A 17355-nucleotide genomic window follows, 5' to 3' on the forward strand; every position below is an offset into this window, starting at 1 on the left:
TGACGGCACTTCGGCTTTGGTCGAATAGTACTTTCGAGGTATTTGACCGCAATAAATCGGCAGCCTATAAATGATAAATATTATCATTTGCAGTGTCGTATATCCGTAACTTTACTACATATAAGCGGCGCGGCTTTTATTTCGCCTGGTATGTGACTTCGAATTATCCCTCTGTGAACTCGTTGGTCGCCCCCGCATCCGGGTGGTTCAATTTCCCTTCCGAATCCACGCCCAGCGCATCTCGCAGCGCACCGGTTCGGCCCCCGAATCGTCCAGAAGGGTCACCTGCACCAGCGCCTCGCCGCGATCTTCGTCCCGCATTGCGCGGCGCTGTTCCGGCGTCAGTGTGGCGATGGCGCGCAGGCTGCCGCTGGCCCGGCGCAGGTAGTCGACCTTGAGGGTCTTGATCAGCGGCAGCTTGTGATCGGGCAGATTCATGCCGACCATGCAGCCACTGGCGGACTCGGCCAGCAGCGCCATGGCTGCGGCATGTAAGCCGCCGATGTGATTGCGGGCGCGGCGATGGTTGGCCAGGCTCATTCTCACTTCATCATTGGAGAGCCTCTGGATGCGTACGCCGGCGGTTCCGGCAAAGCGCACCTGGGAGCAGAACAGGCGACTCAGCAGTGGCTCGTGGAGGCGGCTGGGCAGGCGCTGGATGAGGTGGGCGGCGAGGGCGAGGCGGTTGCGCTTGGGTTTATTGCTCATGGGGCGTTCCGTTCATATAAAGGAAGCCCGAGGCTGGCACGTCGAAGCGGTTCTGCCCTTGGCGGGCGGGGAAGGGGTTGCTGGCGGTTCGGCCAAGCGCAATTCGGCCAGGCACAAAAAGCAAGACCCCGGCCGGGGCCGGGGTCTTGCGGAGCCTCCCAGCCCCGAGGGGCTGGTTGAGCCAGTTCTTAGTGGAACTGGTTCATGGTGTTGTCTTTGCCCGAGGCTTTCAGAGCGGCTTCGCCAGCGAAGTACTCTTTGTGGTTGTCGCCGATGTCCGAGCCGGCCATGTTCTGGTGCTTGACGCAGGCGATGCCCTGACGCAGTTCCTGACGCTGAACACCCTTCACGTAGGCCAGCATGCCCTGGTCGGCGAAGTAGCCCTTGGCCAGGTTGTCGGTGGACAGCGCGGCGGTGTGGTAGGTCGGCAGGGTGATCAGGTGGTGGAAGATGCCGGCGTGGGCGGAACCGTCACGCTGGAAGGTGCGGATCTTCTCGTCAGCAACCTGGGCAAGTTCGGTCTCGTCGTACTCGACGCTCATCAGCTTGGCGCGGTCGTAGGCGGAAACGTCCTTGCCTTCGGCGACGAACGCATCGAACACCTGCTGGCGGAAGTTCAGAGTCCAGTTGAACGACGGGCTGTTGTTGTAAACCAGCTTGGCGTTCGGGATGACCTGACGAATGCGGTCAACCATGCCCTTGATCTGGCCAACGTGCGGCTTCTCGGTTTCGATCCACAGCAGGTCGGCGCCGTTCTGCAGCGAGGTGATGCAGTCCAGGACGCAGCGGTCTTCGCCGGTGCCCTTGCGGAACTGGAACAGGTTGGAAGCCAGGCGCTTGGGGCGCAGCAGCTTGCCGCCGCGGTTGATCACCACGTCGCCGTTCTGCAGCTCGGCAGCGGAAACTTCTTCGCAGTCCAGGAAGGAGTTGTACTGGTCGCCCAGGTCGCCCGGCTCTTTGGTCACGGCGATCTGCTTGGTCAGGCCGGCGCCCAGGGAGTCGGTACGGGCAACGATCACGCCGTCGTCAACACCCAGTTCGAGGAACGCGTAGCGAACGGCATTGATCTTGGCGAGGAAGTCTTCGTGCGGAACGGTCACTTTGCCGTCCTGGTGGCCGCACTGCTTCTCGTCGGAAACCTGGTTCTCGATCTGGATGCAGCAGGCACCGGCTTCGATCATTTTCTTGGCCAGCAGGTAGGTCGCTTCCGGGTTACCGAAGCCGGCGTCGATGTCGGCGATGATCGGTACTACGTGGGTTTCGTAGCCGTCGATCTGAGCCTGGATTTCGTCCTGCTTGACCTTGTCGCCGGCAGCGCGAGCGCTGTCCAGAGCGGTGAAGAGCAGGTCCAGTTCGCGGGCGTCAGCCTGGCGCAGGAAGGTGTACAGCTCTTCGATCAGGCCGGAAACGGCGGTTTTCTCGTGCATGGACTGGTCGGGCAGCGGGCCGAAGTCGGAACGCAGCGCGGCAACCATCCAGCCGGACAGGTAGAGGTAGCGCTTGTTGGTGGTCTTCAGGTGCTTCTTGATCGAGATCAGCTTCTGCTGACCGATGAAGCCATGCCAGCAGCCCAGGGACTGGGTGTAGACGGAGGTGTCGGCGTCATACTCGGCCATGTCCTTGCGCATGATGGCCGCAGTGTACTTGGCGATGTCCAGACCAGTCTTGAAGCGGTTCTGAGCGCGCATGCGGGCAACCGACTCGGGGTTGATAGCGCTCCAGCTATTACCGGTTTTCTCTTTCAGAGCGGCAACGGCCTTGATGTCGTTTTGATAAGCGGACATGGTCAATCCTTCAAAGTATGTGTGTGGTTGAGCACCGACTTACCCACTCAAACCCGTATCTACACGGAATTGACTGCGGGTTGCTCGCCGCGGGATGGCGAAGGTGCGACCGAAAGAAGGAATGACGCTGGAGGAGTGGGGTAGAGCGGCGTACAGACGGGTGACTGCAGCGGTGACATCCAGAATCGCTTGCCGGCTCGTGGCAGCCGTTGGGCGATGGTGGACGGCTGAATCCGTCACTTCGTACTGTTGCTAAGGCTTGCTTCCCCGTCCCTCAGGACAACCTCTTGCCAGTCGCAACCTCGTCGATCCGCCTTGTGGGCTTAACAACACGGACCAGCGCGGCGGGTGGGCCACAGGCTCGGTCCGGAGGGCTTTGAGACCCTCTGGTTAGCGGGAGCGAAGCCATCATGCACTTTCAAACGAGCGTTCGTCAAACGTTTTGTAGTGTTTTTTTTGGGCTACTACACGAAGGTCTAACGAGGACTGCCAGGTCACCTACGGAAGGATTAGTCGAGCACTTCGACCTTCACCCGCAGGCTGCTGTCGCTGCGCCCCTGGGTGCTGTATTGGCGGGTGTAGCCGCTCTGCGTGCTCTGGTTGGTCTGGCTGACGCCGCCGACCTCGATCCACTGGCCGATGGGGCCGCTGACGCTGGTATCGGCCGAACTGGTGTTCATCGAACCCTGGTAATTGCCGTTGAAGCGGTCGTTGCGGGTACTCAGGGTGATGTGCACCAGGTTGCCGGTGAGGCTGGCGGTCACGTACATGCCCTGGTTGGCGTCGCGGTATTCGGTCTGGCTGTAGACCTGGCCGTAGGGGCCGATGCCGGCGTTGGTCACCGGCTGGCTCTGGCCCACCTGGATGAAAGCGGGCGAGCCCTCGGTGGTGCGCACCTGCTGGGTGCCGCCTCCGCGACTGTTGGTGGATCGATTGATGATGCGCACCTGGTCGCGGCCGTTGACTTCGCCGCGACCCGCCTGGATTTCCACATTGCCGGCGCTCACCGAGCCATTCACCGAGTAGCCGCTCTGGCTGCCCTGGCTGCCATCGAGTGTATCGATGCTGATCAGTAGCTGATGTGGGCGCGTATCCAGTTGTTCGAGCACCTGCTGTAGTTCGCGGATCTTCGCCAGTTCGGCGTTGACTACCAACTGGTTGCCGTAGGCGGTGACCCGGCCTTCGTTGCCCAGCACCTGCTGCGCCACCGGCAGCACGTCTTCGGCGGTGCGATAGTTGAGCGGGATGATCTCGGTACGCGGCGCTGCGGTAGCGGTGAGGCTGATCGCGCAGGCGAGCATCAGGGCGAGAGGGTGTCGGCTCAAATCAGGAAACTCCGCAGGTTCGGGTCGAGAACGCTGGTGTTCCAGGTCTGTTCGAATTGCGCGATCAGTTGGCGGACGCGGCCAGCGTTGTTGTAGTGCGCGTAACCGGCGTACTCGCCCGGCTCCGGGCGCAGCAGCAGGCCGCAATCGTCGGCGAGGAGAAAGGCATGCTCTTCGCTCGGGTAGTCGGGATTGATCCGGCGGATCTGGCAGTAGCTCGACAGCCGCCGGCTGAGATTGAGCAGGCGATGGCCTTCCTTCACGGCCCGGGTGCTGTCGCGCACCAGGATCATCAGGCGATTGCGCGGATTGCGCAGCAGCAACTGTGTGCAGGCTTCCTGGATGCTGCTGTGGTGGTACAGCCAGGGCTCCAGGTCTGGGGTGTAGAGGTAGAGGGTGCGGCGCGCCTGCTGGATCAGCGCCAGCGCATGGGCGCGGGCGTCATCCGGCTTGCTGAAGCGGTGCAGCTGGTCGCCCTCGCCGAGGCGAAAAGGCGCCGGCTCAAGGGCTTCGGGCGTCAGCGCTTCGCTGGGCGGGTTGTGGACGGCAAAACGCCCCGGTGACTGAAACTCGATGTCCGGCAGTTCTACCGGGAGGTCGTCTTGGTCCGGGGCGTTTTCCATGTCGCTCCTTTGATTCGTTGCTCAGGCGCTCTCGCGCACCATGTCCACGTGGGGGAGGCCGGCGTCGAGGAATTCGCCGCTGGCCACCTGGAAGCCTAGCCGTTCGTAGAAGGGAATGGCGTAGACCTGCGCCGTCAGCAGCTGGCGCTGCAGGCCCTGGCTTTCCGCCTGCTCGATGGCGGCGCGCATCAGCAGGTCGCCGACCTTCAGGCCGCGCCAGTCCTTGAGGACCGACACCCGGCCGATGTGCCCGTCCGGCAGGAGGCGGGCGGTGCCGATGGCGTAGTCGCCTTCGAAGGCCAGGAAGTGCACGGCTTCGACATCCTCGGCGTCCCATTCGAGTTCCGGCGGGACCGATTGCTCGGCGATGAACACCGCCTCGCGAATGCGCCGCAGATCGGCATTATCCTTCTGCCAGTCCGCGACGCGAACCCTGATCTTGCTACTCATCGGCAAACTCCAGACTGCCCTGTTTGATCAGTTCTCCGATGAGCTTACGCCCATCGTCGTCGGCCAGCCATTGGCCGAGATTCCCTTCGTGCAGCGACTGGGCCGAGCACACCAGCTTGAGCAGGTCGCGCAGTTTTTCCGGCAGGACCACGGTCTGGCCGCTGGCGAACAGCAGCAGGCCGACGTCCACTTCGCTCCAGGCCATGCGGGCGCTGGGGTTGCGGATCAGCACTTCGCCGTCTTCGATGGCGGCGGTCAGGTCGTCTTCCTCGATCTCCTCGCCGGCCACCAGTTCCGGGTAGCGCGGCTCGGTCATGAACTGGCCGAACCAGGTGAGCAACAGGCGTTCGTCGCTCATGTGCTCCTGCAGCAGGTTCTTCAGGCGATCGAGGGCGTCGCGCTGGATCTGGTGCTGGTCGAAGTCGCCTTTCATCGCCGCCATGCCGGCGTCGCTGTAGCGCTCCTCGTCGGAGAGGAACTGGGCGAGGAAGTCAGTGAAGTGGGTCAGTACTTCGGCGGCGCTGGGTGCGCGGAAACCGACCGAGTAGGTCATGCAGTCGTCTTCGGCGATGCCGTAGTGAGCCACGCGCGGCGGCAGGTAGAGCATGTCGCCGGGTTCCAGCACCCAGTCGGCGCTTTCTTCGAATTCGGCGAGGATGCGCAGGTCGGCGTGGGGCAGCATCGGGCTGCTGGCGTCGCAGGTCTGGCCGACTTTCCAGCGACGGCGACCGTGGCCCTGCAGCAGGAATACGTCGTAGTTGTCGAAGTGCGGGCCAACGCCGCCGCCCGGTGCGGCGTAGCTGATCATCACGTCATCGATGCGCCAGCTGGGCAGGAACTTGAAGTGTTCCAGCAGCTCGGCGACTTCCGGGATGAACTGGTCGACGGCCTGCACCAGCAGGGTCCAGTCGCGCTCGGGCATCTGGCTGAAGGTGTCTTCCTGGAACGGGCCGCGGCGCAGCTCCCACGGGCTGTCGCCGTGTTCGAGGACGATGCGCGATTCGATCATCTCTTCCAGGGCGAGGCCGGCCAGTTCATCAGGGTCCAGCGGGCTCTTGAAATCGGGGATGGCCTGGCGCACCAGCAGGGGCTTTTTCTGCCAGTAGTCGCGGAGGAATTCTTCGGCGCTGATGCCGCCCAAAAGCTGAAGAGGAATAGCAGGATTCATGGTTAAGTCCTTGAAACAAAAACGCCCGGCACAGCCGGGCGTGCAAAGTCAGGGCGAATCTCAGATGCGCTTGGCCTGGGCGACAGCGTTACCGATGTAGTTCGCGGGGGTCAGTTTCTTCAGCTCGGCCTTGGCTTCTGTCGGCATGTCGAGGCCTTCGATGAACACCTGCAGGGCTTCGGCGCTGATGCCTTTGCCGCGGGTCAGCTCCTTGAGCTTCTCGTAGGGGTTCTCGATGCCGTAGCGGCGCATGACGGTCTGTACCGGCTCGGCCAGGACTTCCCAGCAGGCGTCCAGGTCATCGGCGATGCGTGCGGCGTTCAGCTCCAGCTTGCCGATGCCTTTCAGGCTGGCTTCGTAGGCGATGACGCTGTGGGCAAAACCGACGCCCAGGTTGCGCAGCACGGTGGAGTCGGTCAGGTCGCGCTGCCAGCGGGAGATCGGCAGTTTGCTGGCCAGGTGCTGGAGCAGGGCGTTGGCGATACCCAGGTTGCCTTCGGAGTTCTCGAAGTCGATCGGGTTGACCTTGTGCGGCATGGTCGAGGAGCCGATTTCCCCGGCGACGGTCTTCTGCTTGAAGTAGCCCAGGGAGATGTAGCCCCAGATGTCGCGGTCGAAGTCGATGAGGATGGTGTTGAAGCGCGCTACGGCGTCGAACAGCTCGGCGATGTAGTCGTGCGGCTCGATCTGGGTGGTGTAGGGGTTCCAGTTCAGGCCGAGGTCGCCTTCGATGAATTCGCGGGCGTTGGCTTCCCAGTCAACCTGCGGGTAGGCCGACAGGTGGGCGTTGTAGTTGCCCACCGCGCCGTTGATCTTGCCCAGCAGCTCGACCGAAGCGACCTGCTTGATCTGGCGCTCCAGGCGGTAGACGACGTTGGCCAGTTCTTTGCCCAGGGTGGTCGGGGAGGCCGGCTGGCCGTGGGTGCGCGAGAGCATCGGCACGTCGGCGAACTTCACCGCGAGCTCGCGGATGGAGTCGGCGATCTGGCGCATCAGCGGCAGCAGTACGGTGTCACGGCCTTCGCGCAGCATCAGGGCGTGGGACAGGTTGTTGATGTCCTCGGAGGTGCAGGCGAAGTGGATGAACTCGCTGACCTTGGCCAGTTCCGGCAGCTTGGCGGCTTGTTCCTTGAGCAGGTACTCCACGGCCTTGACGTCGTGGTTGGTGGTGCGCTCGATGTCCTTGATGCGCTGCGCGTGCTCCAGCTGGAAGTCGTCGGCCAGCTGGTTCAGCAGGGCGTTGGCTTCGGCGGAGAAGGGCGCGACTTCAGGGACGCCGGCGTGGGCGGCGAGACGCTGGAGCCAGCGAACCTCCACCAGGACGCGGAAACGGATCAGGCCGTATTCGCTGAAAATCGGACGCAGGGCGCTGGTCTTGCTGCCGTAACGGCCGTCAACGGGGGATACCGCGGTAAGGGAGGAAAGCTGCATGGGGCGTTCTCGTAGCTGTCGGTCAACGAAAAGGGCGCACATCATACATGAATGGCGCGAACCGGTCGCCCTTGCGACGACCGGAAGGACGTGTTTCAGCCGCGCAGCAGGGGGCGCAGTTCGTTCAGCATTTTCTTCCGGCTGAAGAGCATCTGCCAGCGGTTGCCGCCGAGCTGTCGCCACAGGCGCGCGGAGCGGATGCCGGCCAGCAGCAGGGCGCGGATACGCGCGGCGTTGGCGTTGATCTGCAGGTGGCGCATGTCACCGTGCACCTGGATGCGCTGGCGGAAAGTGCTCAGAGTGTCCTGGTAGAGGCCGGCGCAGGAAGCGATGACGTTCTCGTGGACCAGGCCGAAGTGCTGCACCTGCTGCTGAACCTGGTCCAGGCGGGTGCCCATGATGTCGAGCATGTCGGGACGCTTGTTGAGCTGGCGTTCCAGGCCGATCAGCGACAGGGCGTAGCGCAGCGGCTCGCGCTGCAGGCTGTTGGGGTCGCGCTCGAGGGCGCTGACCAGGGCGCGGAAGCCCTCGCGCAGGTTGGCGGTGTCGCCGCCGTAGACGTCGAGGGTGGTCTTCGGGTCGCGCACCAGCAGGCTGCCGAGCATGCAGCCCAGCGGCGCCTCGGGGATCTGCCCGGTGCGGGCGAGGCGGTCTACCAGCGAGGCGGCTTCGAAGACGCCGGAGAGGGCGATGATCTGGTCGTGCAGATCGCTCATTTACTGTCCTTAGCGAACGCGGGTTCAGCGGATTCGATGACGCCGCCACCGAGGCAGACTTCGCCGTCATAGAAGACGACGGATTGGCCTGGGGTGACGGCGCGCTGCGGCTCGTCGAAGACGGCGCGGTAGCCGTTCTCGTTACGTTCCAGCACGCAGTCCTGGTCGGCCTGGCGGTAGCGCACCTTGGCGCGCAGGGCCTTGGGCTGGTCCAGGTCGATGGGGTTGACCCAATAGATGTGCGAGGCGTGCAGGGCTCGGGAAAACAGCCATGGATGGTCGTTGCCCTGGCCGACGACCAGGACGTTGCGCACCAGGTCCTTCTCCAGCACGTACCAGGGGCTGTCGTCGGCATTCTTCAGGCCGCCGATGCCGAGACCCTGGCGCTGGCCGATGGTGTGGTACATCAGGCCGACGTGCTTGCCGATGACCGTGCCGTCGGTGGTCTCGATATTGCCCGGCTGGGCTGGCAGGTACTGCTTGAGGAAGTCGCTGAAACGACGTTCGCCGATGAAGCAGATGCCGGTGGAGTCCTTCTTCTTTGCGGTGGCCAGGCCGTATTTCTCGGCGATGGCACGAACCTCGGGCTTTTCCAGTTCGCCGACCGGGAACAGGGTCTTGCCGATCTGCTCGCCGCCCACGGCGTGCAGGAAGTAGCTCTGGTCCTTGTTCGGGTCCAGGCCCTTGAGCAGCTCGCTGCGGCCGTCGATGTCGCGGCGGCGCACGTAGTGCCCGGTGGCGATCAGGTCGGCGCCCAGGGCGACGGCGTAGTCGAGGAAGGCTTTGAACTTGATTTCGCGGTTGCAGAGGATGTCCGGGTTCGGCGTGCGGCCGGCCTTGTATTCCTCGAGGAAATGCTCGAAGACGTTGTCCCAGTACTCTGCGGCAAAGTTGGCGGTGTGCAGCTTGATGCCAATACGGTCGCAGACGGCCTGGGCGTCGGCGAGGTCGGTCATGGCGGTGCAGTACTCGGTGCCGTCGTCTTCTTCCCAGTTCTTCATGAACAGTCCTTCCACCTGATAACCCTGCTCCTTGAGGAGGAGGGCGGAGACGGAGGAATCCACGCCGCCGGACATGCCGACGATGACGCGGGTGTTCTGGGGGGCTTTGGGTGAGCTAGACATGGCAGCGGGTCACGAACGCAGGTAAAGAGGGCGATTCTACCAGAGCCGAGCGCCAGAGGCTCGGCTGCCGGCTTGAGGTTGGCTCAGTCGCGGATCAGGGCCAGCGGGAAGCGCTCGCCTTCGAGGTAATCGTCGATGCAGCGCAGCACCAGATGACTGCGCCAGCGATCGGGTTGTGCGGCCAGCTCTTCGCGGGTCATCCAGCGGGCGCCGAGGATGCCGTCGTCGAGCTCGCGCTCGGGATGATGGCGCTGGGGGCGCGCGGCGAAACAGACGCGCTGGTAGGTCACGCCGTTGCTCGGCGCGGTGTACAGGTAGATGCCGGTGACGGCGGTCAGCTCCACGTCCCAGCCGGTTTCCTCGAGGGTTTCGCGCACGGCGGCCTCGAGCAGGGTCTCGTTGGCTTCCAGGTGGCCGGCGGGCTGATTGAAGACCTGCTTTTTGTCAGCGGACATTTCCTCCACGAGCAGGAAGCGGCCCTGGTCTTCGACGATGGTGGCGACGGTGACGTGTGCTAGCCAGCGCATGGTAACGATCTCGTTGGGGCGAAAAGGCGCGAGTTTAACGTGGCGGGGTGCAGAAAGCAGAACCCCCGGGAAGGCCCGGGGGTTCTGGTATCACGCGAAAAGGCTTACGCCAGTGCGTCGATCGCGGCGTTGAAGGTCGCGCTCGGGCGCATGACCTTGCTGGTCAGCTCCGCGTCGGAACGGTAGTAACCACCGATTTCCGCCGGCTTGCCCTGTACGCCGTTGAGTTCGGCGACGATGGCCGCTTCCTTCTCGGTCAGGGTCTTGGCCAGGCCGGCGAAGTGAGCCTTCAGCTCGGCGTCGTCGTTCTGCTCGGCCAGGGCCTGGGCCCAGTACATGGCCAGGTAGAAGTGGCTGCCGCGGTTGTCGATCTCACCGATCTTGCGCGACGGCGACTTGTTGTTGTCGAGCAGCTTGCCGGTGGCGATGTCCAGGGTCTTGCCCAGTACCTTGGCCTTGGCGTTGTCGGTCTTGATGCCTTCTTCTTCGAAGGAGACGGCCAGAGCCAGGAACTCGCCCAGGGAATCCCAGCGCAGGTAGTTCTCTTCCACCAGCTGCTGTACGTGTTTCGGAGCCGAGCCGCCGGCGCCGGTTTCGTACATGCCGCCGCCCGCCATCAGCGGAACGATGGAGAGCATCTTGGCCGAGGTGCCCAGTTCCATGATCGGGAACAGGTCGGTCAGGTAGTCGCGCAGGACGTTGCCGGTCACCGAGATGGTGTCCAGGCCGCGCAGCTGACGCTCCATGCTGGTACGGATGGCTTCGTTGTAGCCTTTGACGCTGATGTCCAGACCGGTCAGGTCGTGGTCCTTCAGGTACAGCTCGACCTTCTTGCGCAGCTCGTTGTCGTGGGCGCGCTCCGGGTCCAGCCAGAAGATGGCCGGGGTGTTGGAAGCGCGGGCGCGGGTAACGGCCAGCTTGACCCAGTCACGGATCGGGGCGTCCTTGGTCTGGCAGGCGCGCCAGATGTCACCGGCTTGAACTTCGTGCTGCATCAGGACCTTGCCGTCGGCGTCGACAACGCGCATCACGCCGTCAGCTTCCAGTTCGAAGGTCTTGTCGTGGGAGCCGTATTCCTCGGCTTTCTGCGCCATCAGGCCGACGTTCGGTACGCTGCCCATGGTGGTCGGGTCGAACGCGCCGTTGGTTTTGCAGAAGTTGATCATTTCCTGGTAGATGCGGGCGTAGGTGCTTTCCGGCATTACCGCTTTGGTGTCTTTCTGCTTGCCGTCCTTGCCCCACATCTGACCCGAGTTGCGGATCATGGCCGGCATGGAGGCGTCGACGATCACGTCGCTGGGGATGTGCAGGTTGGTGATGCCCTTGACCGAGTCGACCATCGCCATTTCCGGGCGGTGGCTGTACACCTCGTGGATGTCGTGCAGGATTTCTTCCTGCTGCGAGGCCGGCAGCGACTTGATCTTGTCATAGACGCTGGAGATGCCGTTGTTCGGGTTCACGCCCAGCTCTTCGAACAGCTGGCCGTACTTCTCGAACACGTCCTTGTAGTAGACGGTGACGGCGTGGCCGAAGACGATCGGGTGGGAGATCTTCATCATGGTGGCCTTGACGTGCAGGGACCACATGACGCCGGTTTCCTTGCAGTCCTGCAGGGTCTTCTCGAAGAAGGCGCGCAGTTTGCTGCAGCTCATGAACATGCTGTCGAGGACTTCGCCGTCCTGCATCTTCAGGGTCTTCTTGGTCTCGACCTTGCCGTCCTTGCCGACGAACTCGATGCGGACTTCACCGGCCTTCGGAATGGTGACCGACTGCTCGCTGGAGAAGAAGTCGCCGCCACGCATGTAGTCGGCGTGGGAGCGCGAAGCCATGCTCCACTTGCCCATGCTGTGCGGGTGCTTGCGGGCGTAGGCTTTCACGGCAGCCGGGGCGCGGCGGTCGGAGTTGCCTTCACGCAGGACCGGGTTCACGGCGCTGCCCAGGACCTTGGCGTAGCGGGCGCGGGTGTCTTTCTCGGCGTCGGTCTGCGGATCTTCCGGGAAGTCCGGAACGGCGTAGCCCAGCTTCTGCAGCTCGGCGATGGCGCCCTTGAGCTGCGGTACCGAAGCGGAGATGTTCGGCAGCTTGATGATGTTGGCTTTGGCGTCGGTGGCCAGTACGGCCAGGTAGGCCAGATCGTCTTCGATCGCCTTGTCGCCGAGCTGGTCAGCGAAGGAGGCCAGGATACGGCCCGAAAGAGAGATGTCGCGGGTCTCGACGTCGATGCCGGCGGAGGCGGCAAAGGCTTTTACGATAGGAAGAAGCGAATAGGTGGCAAGGGCGGGTGCTTCGTCGGTGAAGGTGTAGGTGATCTTCGAGCGGATGGACATCTCGTTCTAACTCTCTTCTTTGCTGGGCGCGCACAGAGTCTCGAATCGCGTTGGTACACGCTTGCGGTCAGCGAAGTGGTTGACCGACCTTCGAGATTTGCCGCGGGGATATTGGGGCGCCAGTAGAGCGTTGTACGGCGGGATCCTGGTGAGGACGTGCGCCGCTGCGAGGAGAGAGTCTGGTCCCAGACTGCTCGGACCTCGATGACCATTAAGTCATGCCGGCCAGTATACCACCCTAAAGGCAGGGTGAAGCGTGTCCCTTTTTTAGACTAAGGAATGATGTAGTTCGATTACCGACTTGTGAGCTACCCTCAGTGGCTGCAAGAGGGTTTCAATCAAAAAGCGGAGTTCAGCATGGGATACCAAAAGATCCAGGTGCCGGCCGGTGACAAAATCACCGTCAACGCCGATATGTCCTTGAATGTACCGAAGAACCCGATCATCCCCTTTATCGAGGGTGATGGCATTGGCGTCGATATCAGCCCGGTCATGATCAAGGTCGTCGACGCTGCCGTCGAGAAAGCCTACAAAGGCGACCGCAAGATCGCGTGGATGGAAGTCTATGCCGGCGAGAAAGCCACTCAGGTCTACGACCAGGATACCTGGCTGCCCCAGGAAACCCTGGATGCCGTTCGCGACTACGTCGTATCGATCAAGGGCCCGCTGACCACTCCGGTGGGCGGCGGCATTCGCTCGCTGAACGTGGCGCTGCGCCAGCAGCTCGACCTTTATGTCTGCCTGCGCCCGGTGCGCTGGTTCGAAGGTGTGCCGAGCCCGGTGAAGAAGCCCGGTGACGTGGATATGGTGATCTTCCGCGAGAACTCCGAAGACATCTATGCCGGCGTCGAGTGGAAGGCCGGTACTCCCGAAGCCCAGAAGGTCATCAAGTTCCTCACCGAGGAAATGGGCGTCAAGAAGATCCGCTTCACCGACGATTGCGGCATCGGCATCAAGCCGGTTTCCCGGGAGGGCACCAAGCGCCTGGTGCGCAAGGCCCTGCAGTACGCCGTGGACAATGACCGCAGCTCGGTCACCATCGTCCATAAAGGCAACATCATGAAATTCACCGAGGGTGCGTTCAAGGACTGGGGCTATGAGCTTGCCCGTGACGAGTTCGGTGCGCAGCTGCTCGATGGCGGCCCGTGGATGCAGTTCAAGAACCCGACTACCGGCAAGAATATCGTGGTGAAGGACGTGATCGCCGACGCGATGCTGCAGCAGATCCTGCTGCGTCCGGCCGAGTACGACGTGATCGCCACCCTCAACCTGAATGGCGACTACCTGTCCGACGCCCTGGCGGCGGAGGTGGGTGGTATCGGCATTGCGCCGGGTGCCAACCTGTCCGACTCGGTGGCCATGTTCGAGGCAACCCATGGTACTGCCCCCAAGTACGCCGGCCTGGACAAGGTCAATCCGGGTTCGGTGATCCTCTCCGCCGAGATGATGCTGCGCCACATGGGCTGGCCGGAAGCGGCCGACCTGATCATCGACGGTGTGAACGGCGCCATCGCCGCAAAGACCGTGACCTACGACTTCGAGCGACTGATGGACGGTGCCAAGCTGCTGTCGTGCTCCGAGTTCGGCGACGCGATCATCGCCAAGATGTAACCGGGTGATTCTTCGCCCATGAAAAAGGCCGGCTTACTGCCGGCCTTTTTCGTTTCGTCTGATCCTTGACGAATCAGGCTTCCGCCGTGAGGTTCTCTACCTCGCTGCTCGGGGCAGTCTGCGCGGACGGGGTGGATGCATTGGCGTTGACGGGCTGGATGTTCACCGCGTGCAACCCCTTCGGACCTTGCAGGATCTCGAAACTGACGGGTTGGCCGGCCTTGAGAGTCTTGTAGCCATCCATCTGGATTGCCGAGTAATGAGCAAACAGGTCCTCATCTCGGCCATCAGCCAGGATGAAACCGTAGCCCTTGGCGTTGTTGAACCACTTGACCTTACCGCTAAGCATGCTGATATCCCTCTGCAAAGGACTCCATCGCTGGAGTATCATCCACTACTATTCCGCTATGCCTTTTTCTGAAGACTGGCGTCCGGAACTCCTGATACCCTCCGGGGGGTATCCTTTGGTTGTAACACCCTTTTGCCGTTAGTCAAGGCGGCGTCGTCTGGGCCTGAGAGGCGATTCAAACTCCGGCCGGCCCACTCATTCACCCACTCGCAAAGCTTTTATTCCAGCATGCATGCAAGTAGCCAGATTCGACTAACATTCAATCAGGACCGCCCGGATCCAATGGAAGACGACGGGACGGGGCTGGCGGTTGAAGAAGCCAAACCTGCCCTGAAGGCGCCGTCCATGTATCGGGTCATCATGTTCAACGATGATTACACCCCGATGGATTTCGTGGTTGAGGTGCTCGAGCTGTACTTCAACATGAACCGCGAGCAGGCAACCAAGGTCATGTTGACTGTGCATACCCAGGGCAAGGCGCACTGCGGGACCTTTACCCGCGATGTCGCGGAAACCAAAGCCATGCAGGTCAATCAATATGCGAGGGAGAGCCAACATCCACTGTTGTGCGAAATTGAGATAGAAGGTTGATGCGGATGTTTGGGAGCGAGGTGAAGTCATGTTGAATCGAGAGCTCGAAGTCACCCTCAATCTCGCCTTCAAGGAGGCGCGGGCGAAGCGGCATGAGTTCATGACCGTTGAGCACTTGCTGTTGGCGCTTCTGGATAATGAGGCTGCCGCGACGGTTCTGAAGGCGTGCGGTGCGAATCTGGACAAGCTGCGGCGAGACCTGCAGGAGTTCATCGATTCCACCACGCCGCTGATCCCCCAGCACGACGAGGATCGCGAAACCCAGCCGACCCTGGGTTTCCAGCGCGTCCTGCAGCGTGCCGTATTCCACGTGCAGAGTTCCGGCAAGCGCGAAGTCACCGGCGCCAACGTACTGGTCGCCATCTTCAGCGAGCAGGAGAGCCAGGCGGTGTTCCTGCTCAAGCAGCAGAGCGTCGCGCGGATCGACGTGGTCAACTACATCGCCCATGGCATCTCCAAGGTGCCGGGCCATGCCGAGCATCAGGACAGCGAGCAGGAGATGCAGGACGAGGAGGGCGGCGAGTCTTCCACTTCCAGCCATCCGCTGGATGCCTATGCCAGCAACCTGAACGATTTGGCGCGCCAGGGTCGCATTGACCCGCTGGTCGGTCGTGAGTCGGAAGTCGAGCGCGTCGCGCAGATCCTCGCTCGTCGCCGCAAGAACAACCCGCTGCTGGTGGGTGAGGCTGGCGTTGGCAAGACCGCCATCGCCGAGGGCCTGGCCAAGCGCATCGTCGACGGCCAGGTGCCGGACCTGCTGTCCGACAGTGTCGTCTACTCCCTGGATCTGGGTGCGCTGCTGGCGGGCACCAAGTACCGCGGCGACTTCGAGAAGCGCTTCAAGGCGCTGCTCAACGAGCTGCGCAAGCGCCCGCATGCGGTGCTGTTCATCGACGAAATCCACACCATCATCGGTGCCGGTGCGGCATCGGGCGGGGTGATGGATGCTTCCAACCTGCTGAAGCCGCTGCTGTCGTCCGGTGAGATCCGCTGCATTGGTTCGACCACCTTCCAGGAATTCCGCGGCATCTTCGAGAAGGATCGCGCGCTGGCTCGTCGCTTCCAGAAGGTCGACGTCACCGAACCGTCCGTCGAAGACACCTTCGGCATCCTGAAAGGCCTGAAGCCACGCTTCGAGCAGCACCACCACATCGAGTACAGCGATGAAGCGCTGCGTGCCGCCGCCGAGTTGGCCGCCCGCTACATCAATGACCGGCACATGCCGGACAAGGCCATCGATGTGATCGACGAGGCCGGTGCCTACCAGCGCCTGCAGCCGGAAGAGAAGCGCGTGAAGCGCATCGAGGTGCCGCAGGTCGAGGACATCGTCGCGAAGATCGCGCGGATTCCGCCCAAGCACGTGTCCAGCTCCGATAAAGAGCTGCTGCGCAACCTTGAGCGTGATCTGAAGCTGACCGTGTTCGGTCAGGCTGCGGCCATCGAGTCGCTCTCCACGGCCATCAAGCTGTCACGCGCCGGCCTCAAGTCGCCTGACAAGCCTGTCGGCTCCTTCCTGTTCTCCGGTCCGACCGGGGTGGGCAAGACCGAGGTGGCTCGTCAGCTGGCCAAGGCGTTGGGTGTGGAGCTGGTGCGCTTCGACATGTCCGAGTACATGGAGCGGCATACCGTGTCCCGTCTGATCGGCGCGCCTCCGGGTTATGTCGGTTTCGACCAGGGCGGCCTGCTTACCGAAGCGATCACCAAGACGCCGCACTGCGTGCTGCTGCTGGATGAGATCGAGAAGGCGCACCCGGAAGTCTTCAACCTGCTGCTGCAGGTGATGGACCACGGCACCCTGACCGACAACAACGGGCGCAAGGCGGACTTCCGCAATGTCATCCTGATCATGACCACCAACGCTGGTGCAGAAACTGCGGCGCGGGCCTCCATCGGCTTCACGCAGCAGGACCACTCCACCGATGCGATGGAAGTGATCAAGAAGAGCTTTACGCCAGAGTTCCGCAACCGCCTGGACACCATCATCCAGTTCGGCCGTCTGAGTCACGAGACCATCAAGAGCATCGTCGACAAGTTCCTCACCGAGCTGCAGGCGCAGCTGGAGGACAAGCACGTGCAGATCGAGGTCAGCGATTCGGCGCGCGGCTGGCTGGCCGACAAGGGCTACGATCCGCAGATGGGCGCTCGCCCAATGGCGCGGCTGATCCAGGACAAGATCAAGCGGCCGCTGGCCGAGGAGATCCTGTTCGGCGAGCTGGCCGAGCACGGCGGTGTGGCTCATGTGGACCTGAAGGATGGCGAGCTGGCCTTCGAGTTCGAAGTGATCGCCGCAGAGCCGGCCTGACGAGTATTAATCAGGCCCAAACGAAAACGCCCGGCAATGCCGGGCGTTTTTCTGTGTGCCGGCTTTTGCCGGCACCTACCGTCTGTCAGCGAGCGCGGTAGGTGATGCGACCCTTGGACAGGTCGTAGGGCGTCAGTTCAACGCGAACTTTGTCGCCGGTCAGGATGCGGATGTAGTTCTTGCGCATCTTCCCGGAGATGTGCGCGGTAACGACGTGCCCGTTCTCCAACTCCACGCGGAACATGGTGTTGGGCAGGGTGTCGACGACAGTGCCTTCCATTTCGAAGCTGTCTTCTTTCGACATGCAGTAGAACCCTCG

16 protein-coding genes are annotated in these 17355 nt (G+C 62.5%); 3 read left to right on the top strand and 13 right to left on the bottom strand.

Going from position 1 to position 17355, the window contains the following annotated elements:
- Positions 1-207 precede the first annotated feature (207 nt).
- From IB255_RS24155 to IB255_RS24205, 11 genes are all read right to left on the bottom strand, one after another.
- The gene (locus tag IB255_RS24155) at positions 208-708 is read right to left on the bottom strand and encodes a DUF4442 domain-containing protein (RefSeq protein ID WP_192210957.1); all 501 of its coding nucleotides are present in this window, start codon (positions 706-708) and stop codon (positions 208-210) included.
- A gap of 188 nt (positions 709-896) precedes the next feature.
- Complete coding sequence (locus IB255_RS24160) at positions 897-2492, bottom strand: isocitrate lyase (RefSeq protein WP_045214761.1); 1596 nt, start codon at positions 2490-2492, stop codon at positions 897-899.
- Between the two features lie 509 nt (positions 2493-3001).
- A complete protein-coding gene (locus tag IB255_RS24165) occupies positions 3002-3793 on the bottom strand; it encodes a secretin N-terminal domain-containing protein (RefSeq protein WP_081520486.1) in 792 nt (263 codons plus the stop codon).
- A 20-nt stretch (positions 3794-3813) separates the two neighbouring features.
- Positions 3814-4440: a histone acetyltransferase HPA2 gene (locus IB255_RS24170; RefSeq protein WP_192210958.1), complete on the bottom strand. Its 627-nt coding sequence runs from the start codon at positions 4438-4440 to the stop codon at positions 3814-3816.
- Positions 4441-4461: 21 nt separating this feature from the next.
- The gene (locus IB255_RS24175; protein WP_017517103.1) at positions 4462-4890 is read right to left on the bottom strand and encodes a GNAT family N-acetyltransferase; all 429 of its coding nucleotides are present in this window, start codon (positions 4888-4890) and stop codon (positions 4462-4464) included.
- A complete protein-coding gene (locus IB255_RS24180) occupies positions 4883-6058 on the bottom strand; it encodes a cupin domain-containing protein (protein ID WP_081520484.1) in 1176 nt (391 codons plus the stop codon). Before IB255_RS24180 ends, IB255_RS24175 begins: the two co-directional genes overlap by 8 nt.
- A gap of 60 nt (positions 6059-6118) precedes the next feature.
- The gene (gene purB / locus IB255_RS24185; protein ID WP_081520483.1) at positions 6119-7489 is read right to left on the bottom strand and encodes an adenylosuccinate lyase; all 1371 of its coding nucleotides are present in this window, start codon (positions 7487-7489) and stop codon (positions 6119-6121) included.
- Positions 7490-7584: 95 nt separating this feature from the next.
- Complete coding sequence (gene hflD, locus IB255_RS24190) at positions 7585-8205, bottom strand: high frequency lysogenization protein HflD (RefSeq protein WP_081520482.1); 621 nt, start codon at positions 8203-8205, stop codon at positions 7585-7587.
- Positions 8202-9329, bottom strand: coding sequence for a tRNA 2-thiouridine(34) synthase MnmA (gene mnmA, locus IB255_RS24195; protein WP_081520481.1), 1128 nt, complete (start codon positions 9327-9329; stop codon positions 8202-8204). Before mnmA ends, hflD begins: the two co-directional genes overlap by 4 nt.
- Positions 9330-9412: 83 nt before the next feature.
- Positions 9413-9856, bottom strand: coding sequence for an NUDIX hydrolase (locus IB255_RS24200; RefSeq protein WP_081520480.1), 444 nt, complete (start codon positions 9854-9856; stop codon positions 9413-9415).
- A gap of 104 nt (positions 9857-9960) precedes the next feature.
- A complete protein-coding gene (locus IB255_RS24205; protein WP_081520479.1) occupies positions 9961-12183 on the bottom strand; it encodes an NADP-dependent isocitrate dehydrogenase in 2223 nt (740 codons plus the stop codon).
- 357 nt (positions 12184-12540) lie between these two features.
- Between IB255_RS24205 and icd the strand changes: the two genes are divergently transcribed.
- Positions 12541-13794, top strand: coding sequence for an NADP-dependent isocitrate dehydrogenase (gene icd, locus IB255_RS24210; RefSeq protein ID WP_081520478.1), 1254 nt, complete (start codon positions 12541-12543; stop codon positions 13792-13794).
- A gap of 73 nt (positions 13795-13867) precedes the next feature.
- On the opposite strand, the gene cspD is transcribed toward icd, so the two are convergent.
- Positions 13868-14143: a cold shock domain-containing protein CspD gene (gene cspD / locus IB255_RS24215; RefSeq protein ID WP_045214920.1), complete on the bottom strand. Its 276-nt coding sequence runs from the start codon at positions 14141-14143 to the stop codon at positions 13868-13870.
- 228 nt (positions 14144-14371) lie between these two features.
- Between cspD and clpS the strand changes: the two genes are divergently transcribed.
- Together clpS and clpA are read left to right on the top strand one after the other, a co-directional pair.
- A complete protein-coding gene (gene clpS, locus IB255_RS24220) occupies positions 14372-14734 on the top strand; it encodes an ATP-dependent Clp protease adapter ClpS (RefSeq protein WP_081520477.1) in 363 nt (120 codons plus the stop codon).
- A 28-nt stretch (positions 14735-14762) separates the two neighbouring features.
- Positions 14763-17036, top strand: coding sequence for an ATP-dependent Clp protease ATP-binding subunit ClpA (gene clpA, locus IB255_RS24225; RefSeq protein WP_081520476.1), 2274 nt, complete (start codon positions 14763-14765; stop codon positions 17034-17036).
- Between the two features lie 85 nt (positions 17037-17121).
- Here the strand turns inward: clpA and infA are convergent, their stop codons facing one another.
- The gene (gene infA / locus IB255_RS24230) at positions 17122-17340 is read right to left on the bottom strand and encodes a translation initiation factor IF-1 (protein ID WP_002553999.1); all 219 of its coding nucleotides are present in this window, start codon (positions 17338-17340) and stop codon (positions 17122-17124) included.
- Positions 17341-17355: the final 15 nt, after the last annotated feature.

Origin of the sequence: Pseudomonas sp. PDM22, from assembly GCF_014851965.1 — a bacterium.
In the GTDB taxonomy this organism is placed as follows: domain Bacteria; phylum Pseudomonadota; class Gammaproteobacteria; order Pseudomonadales; family Pseudomonadaceae; genus Pseudomonas.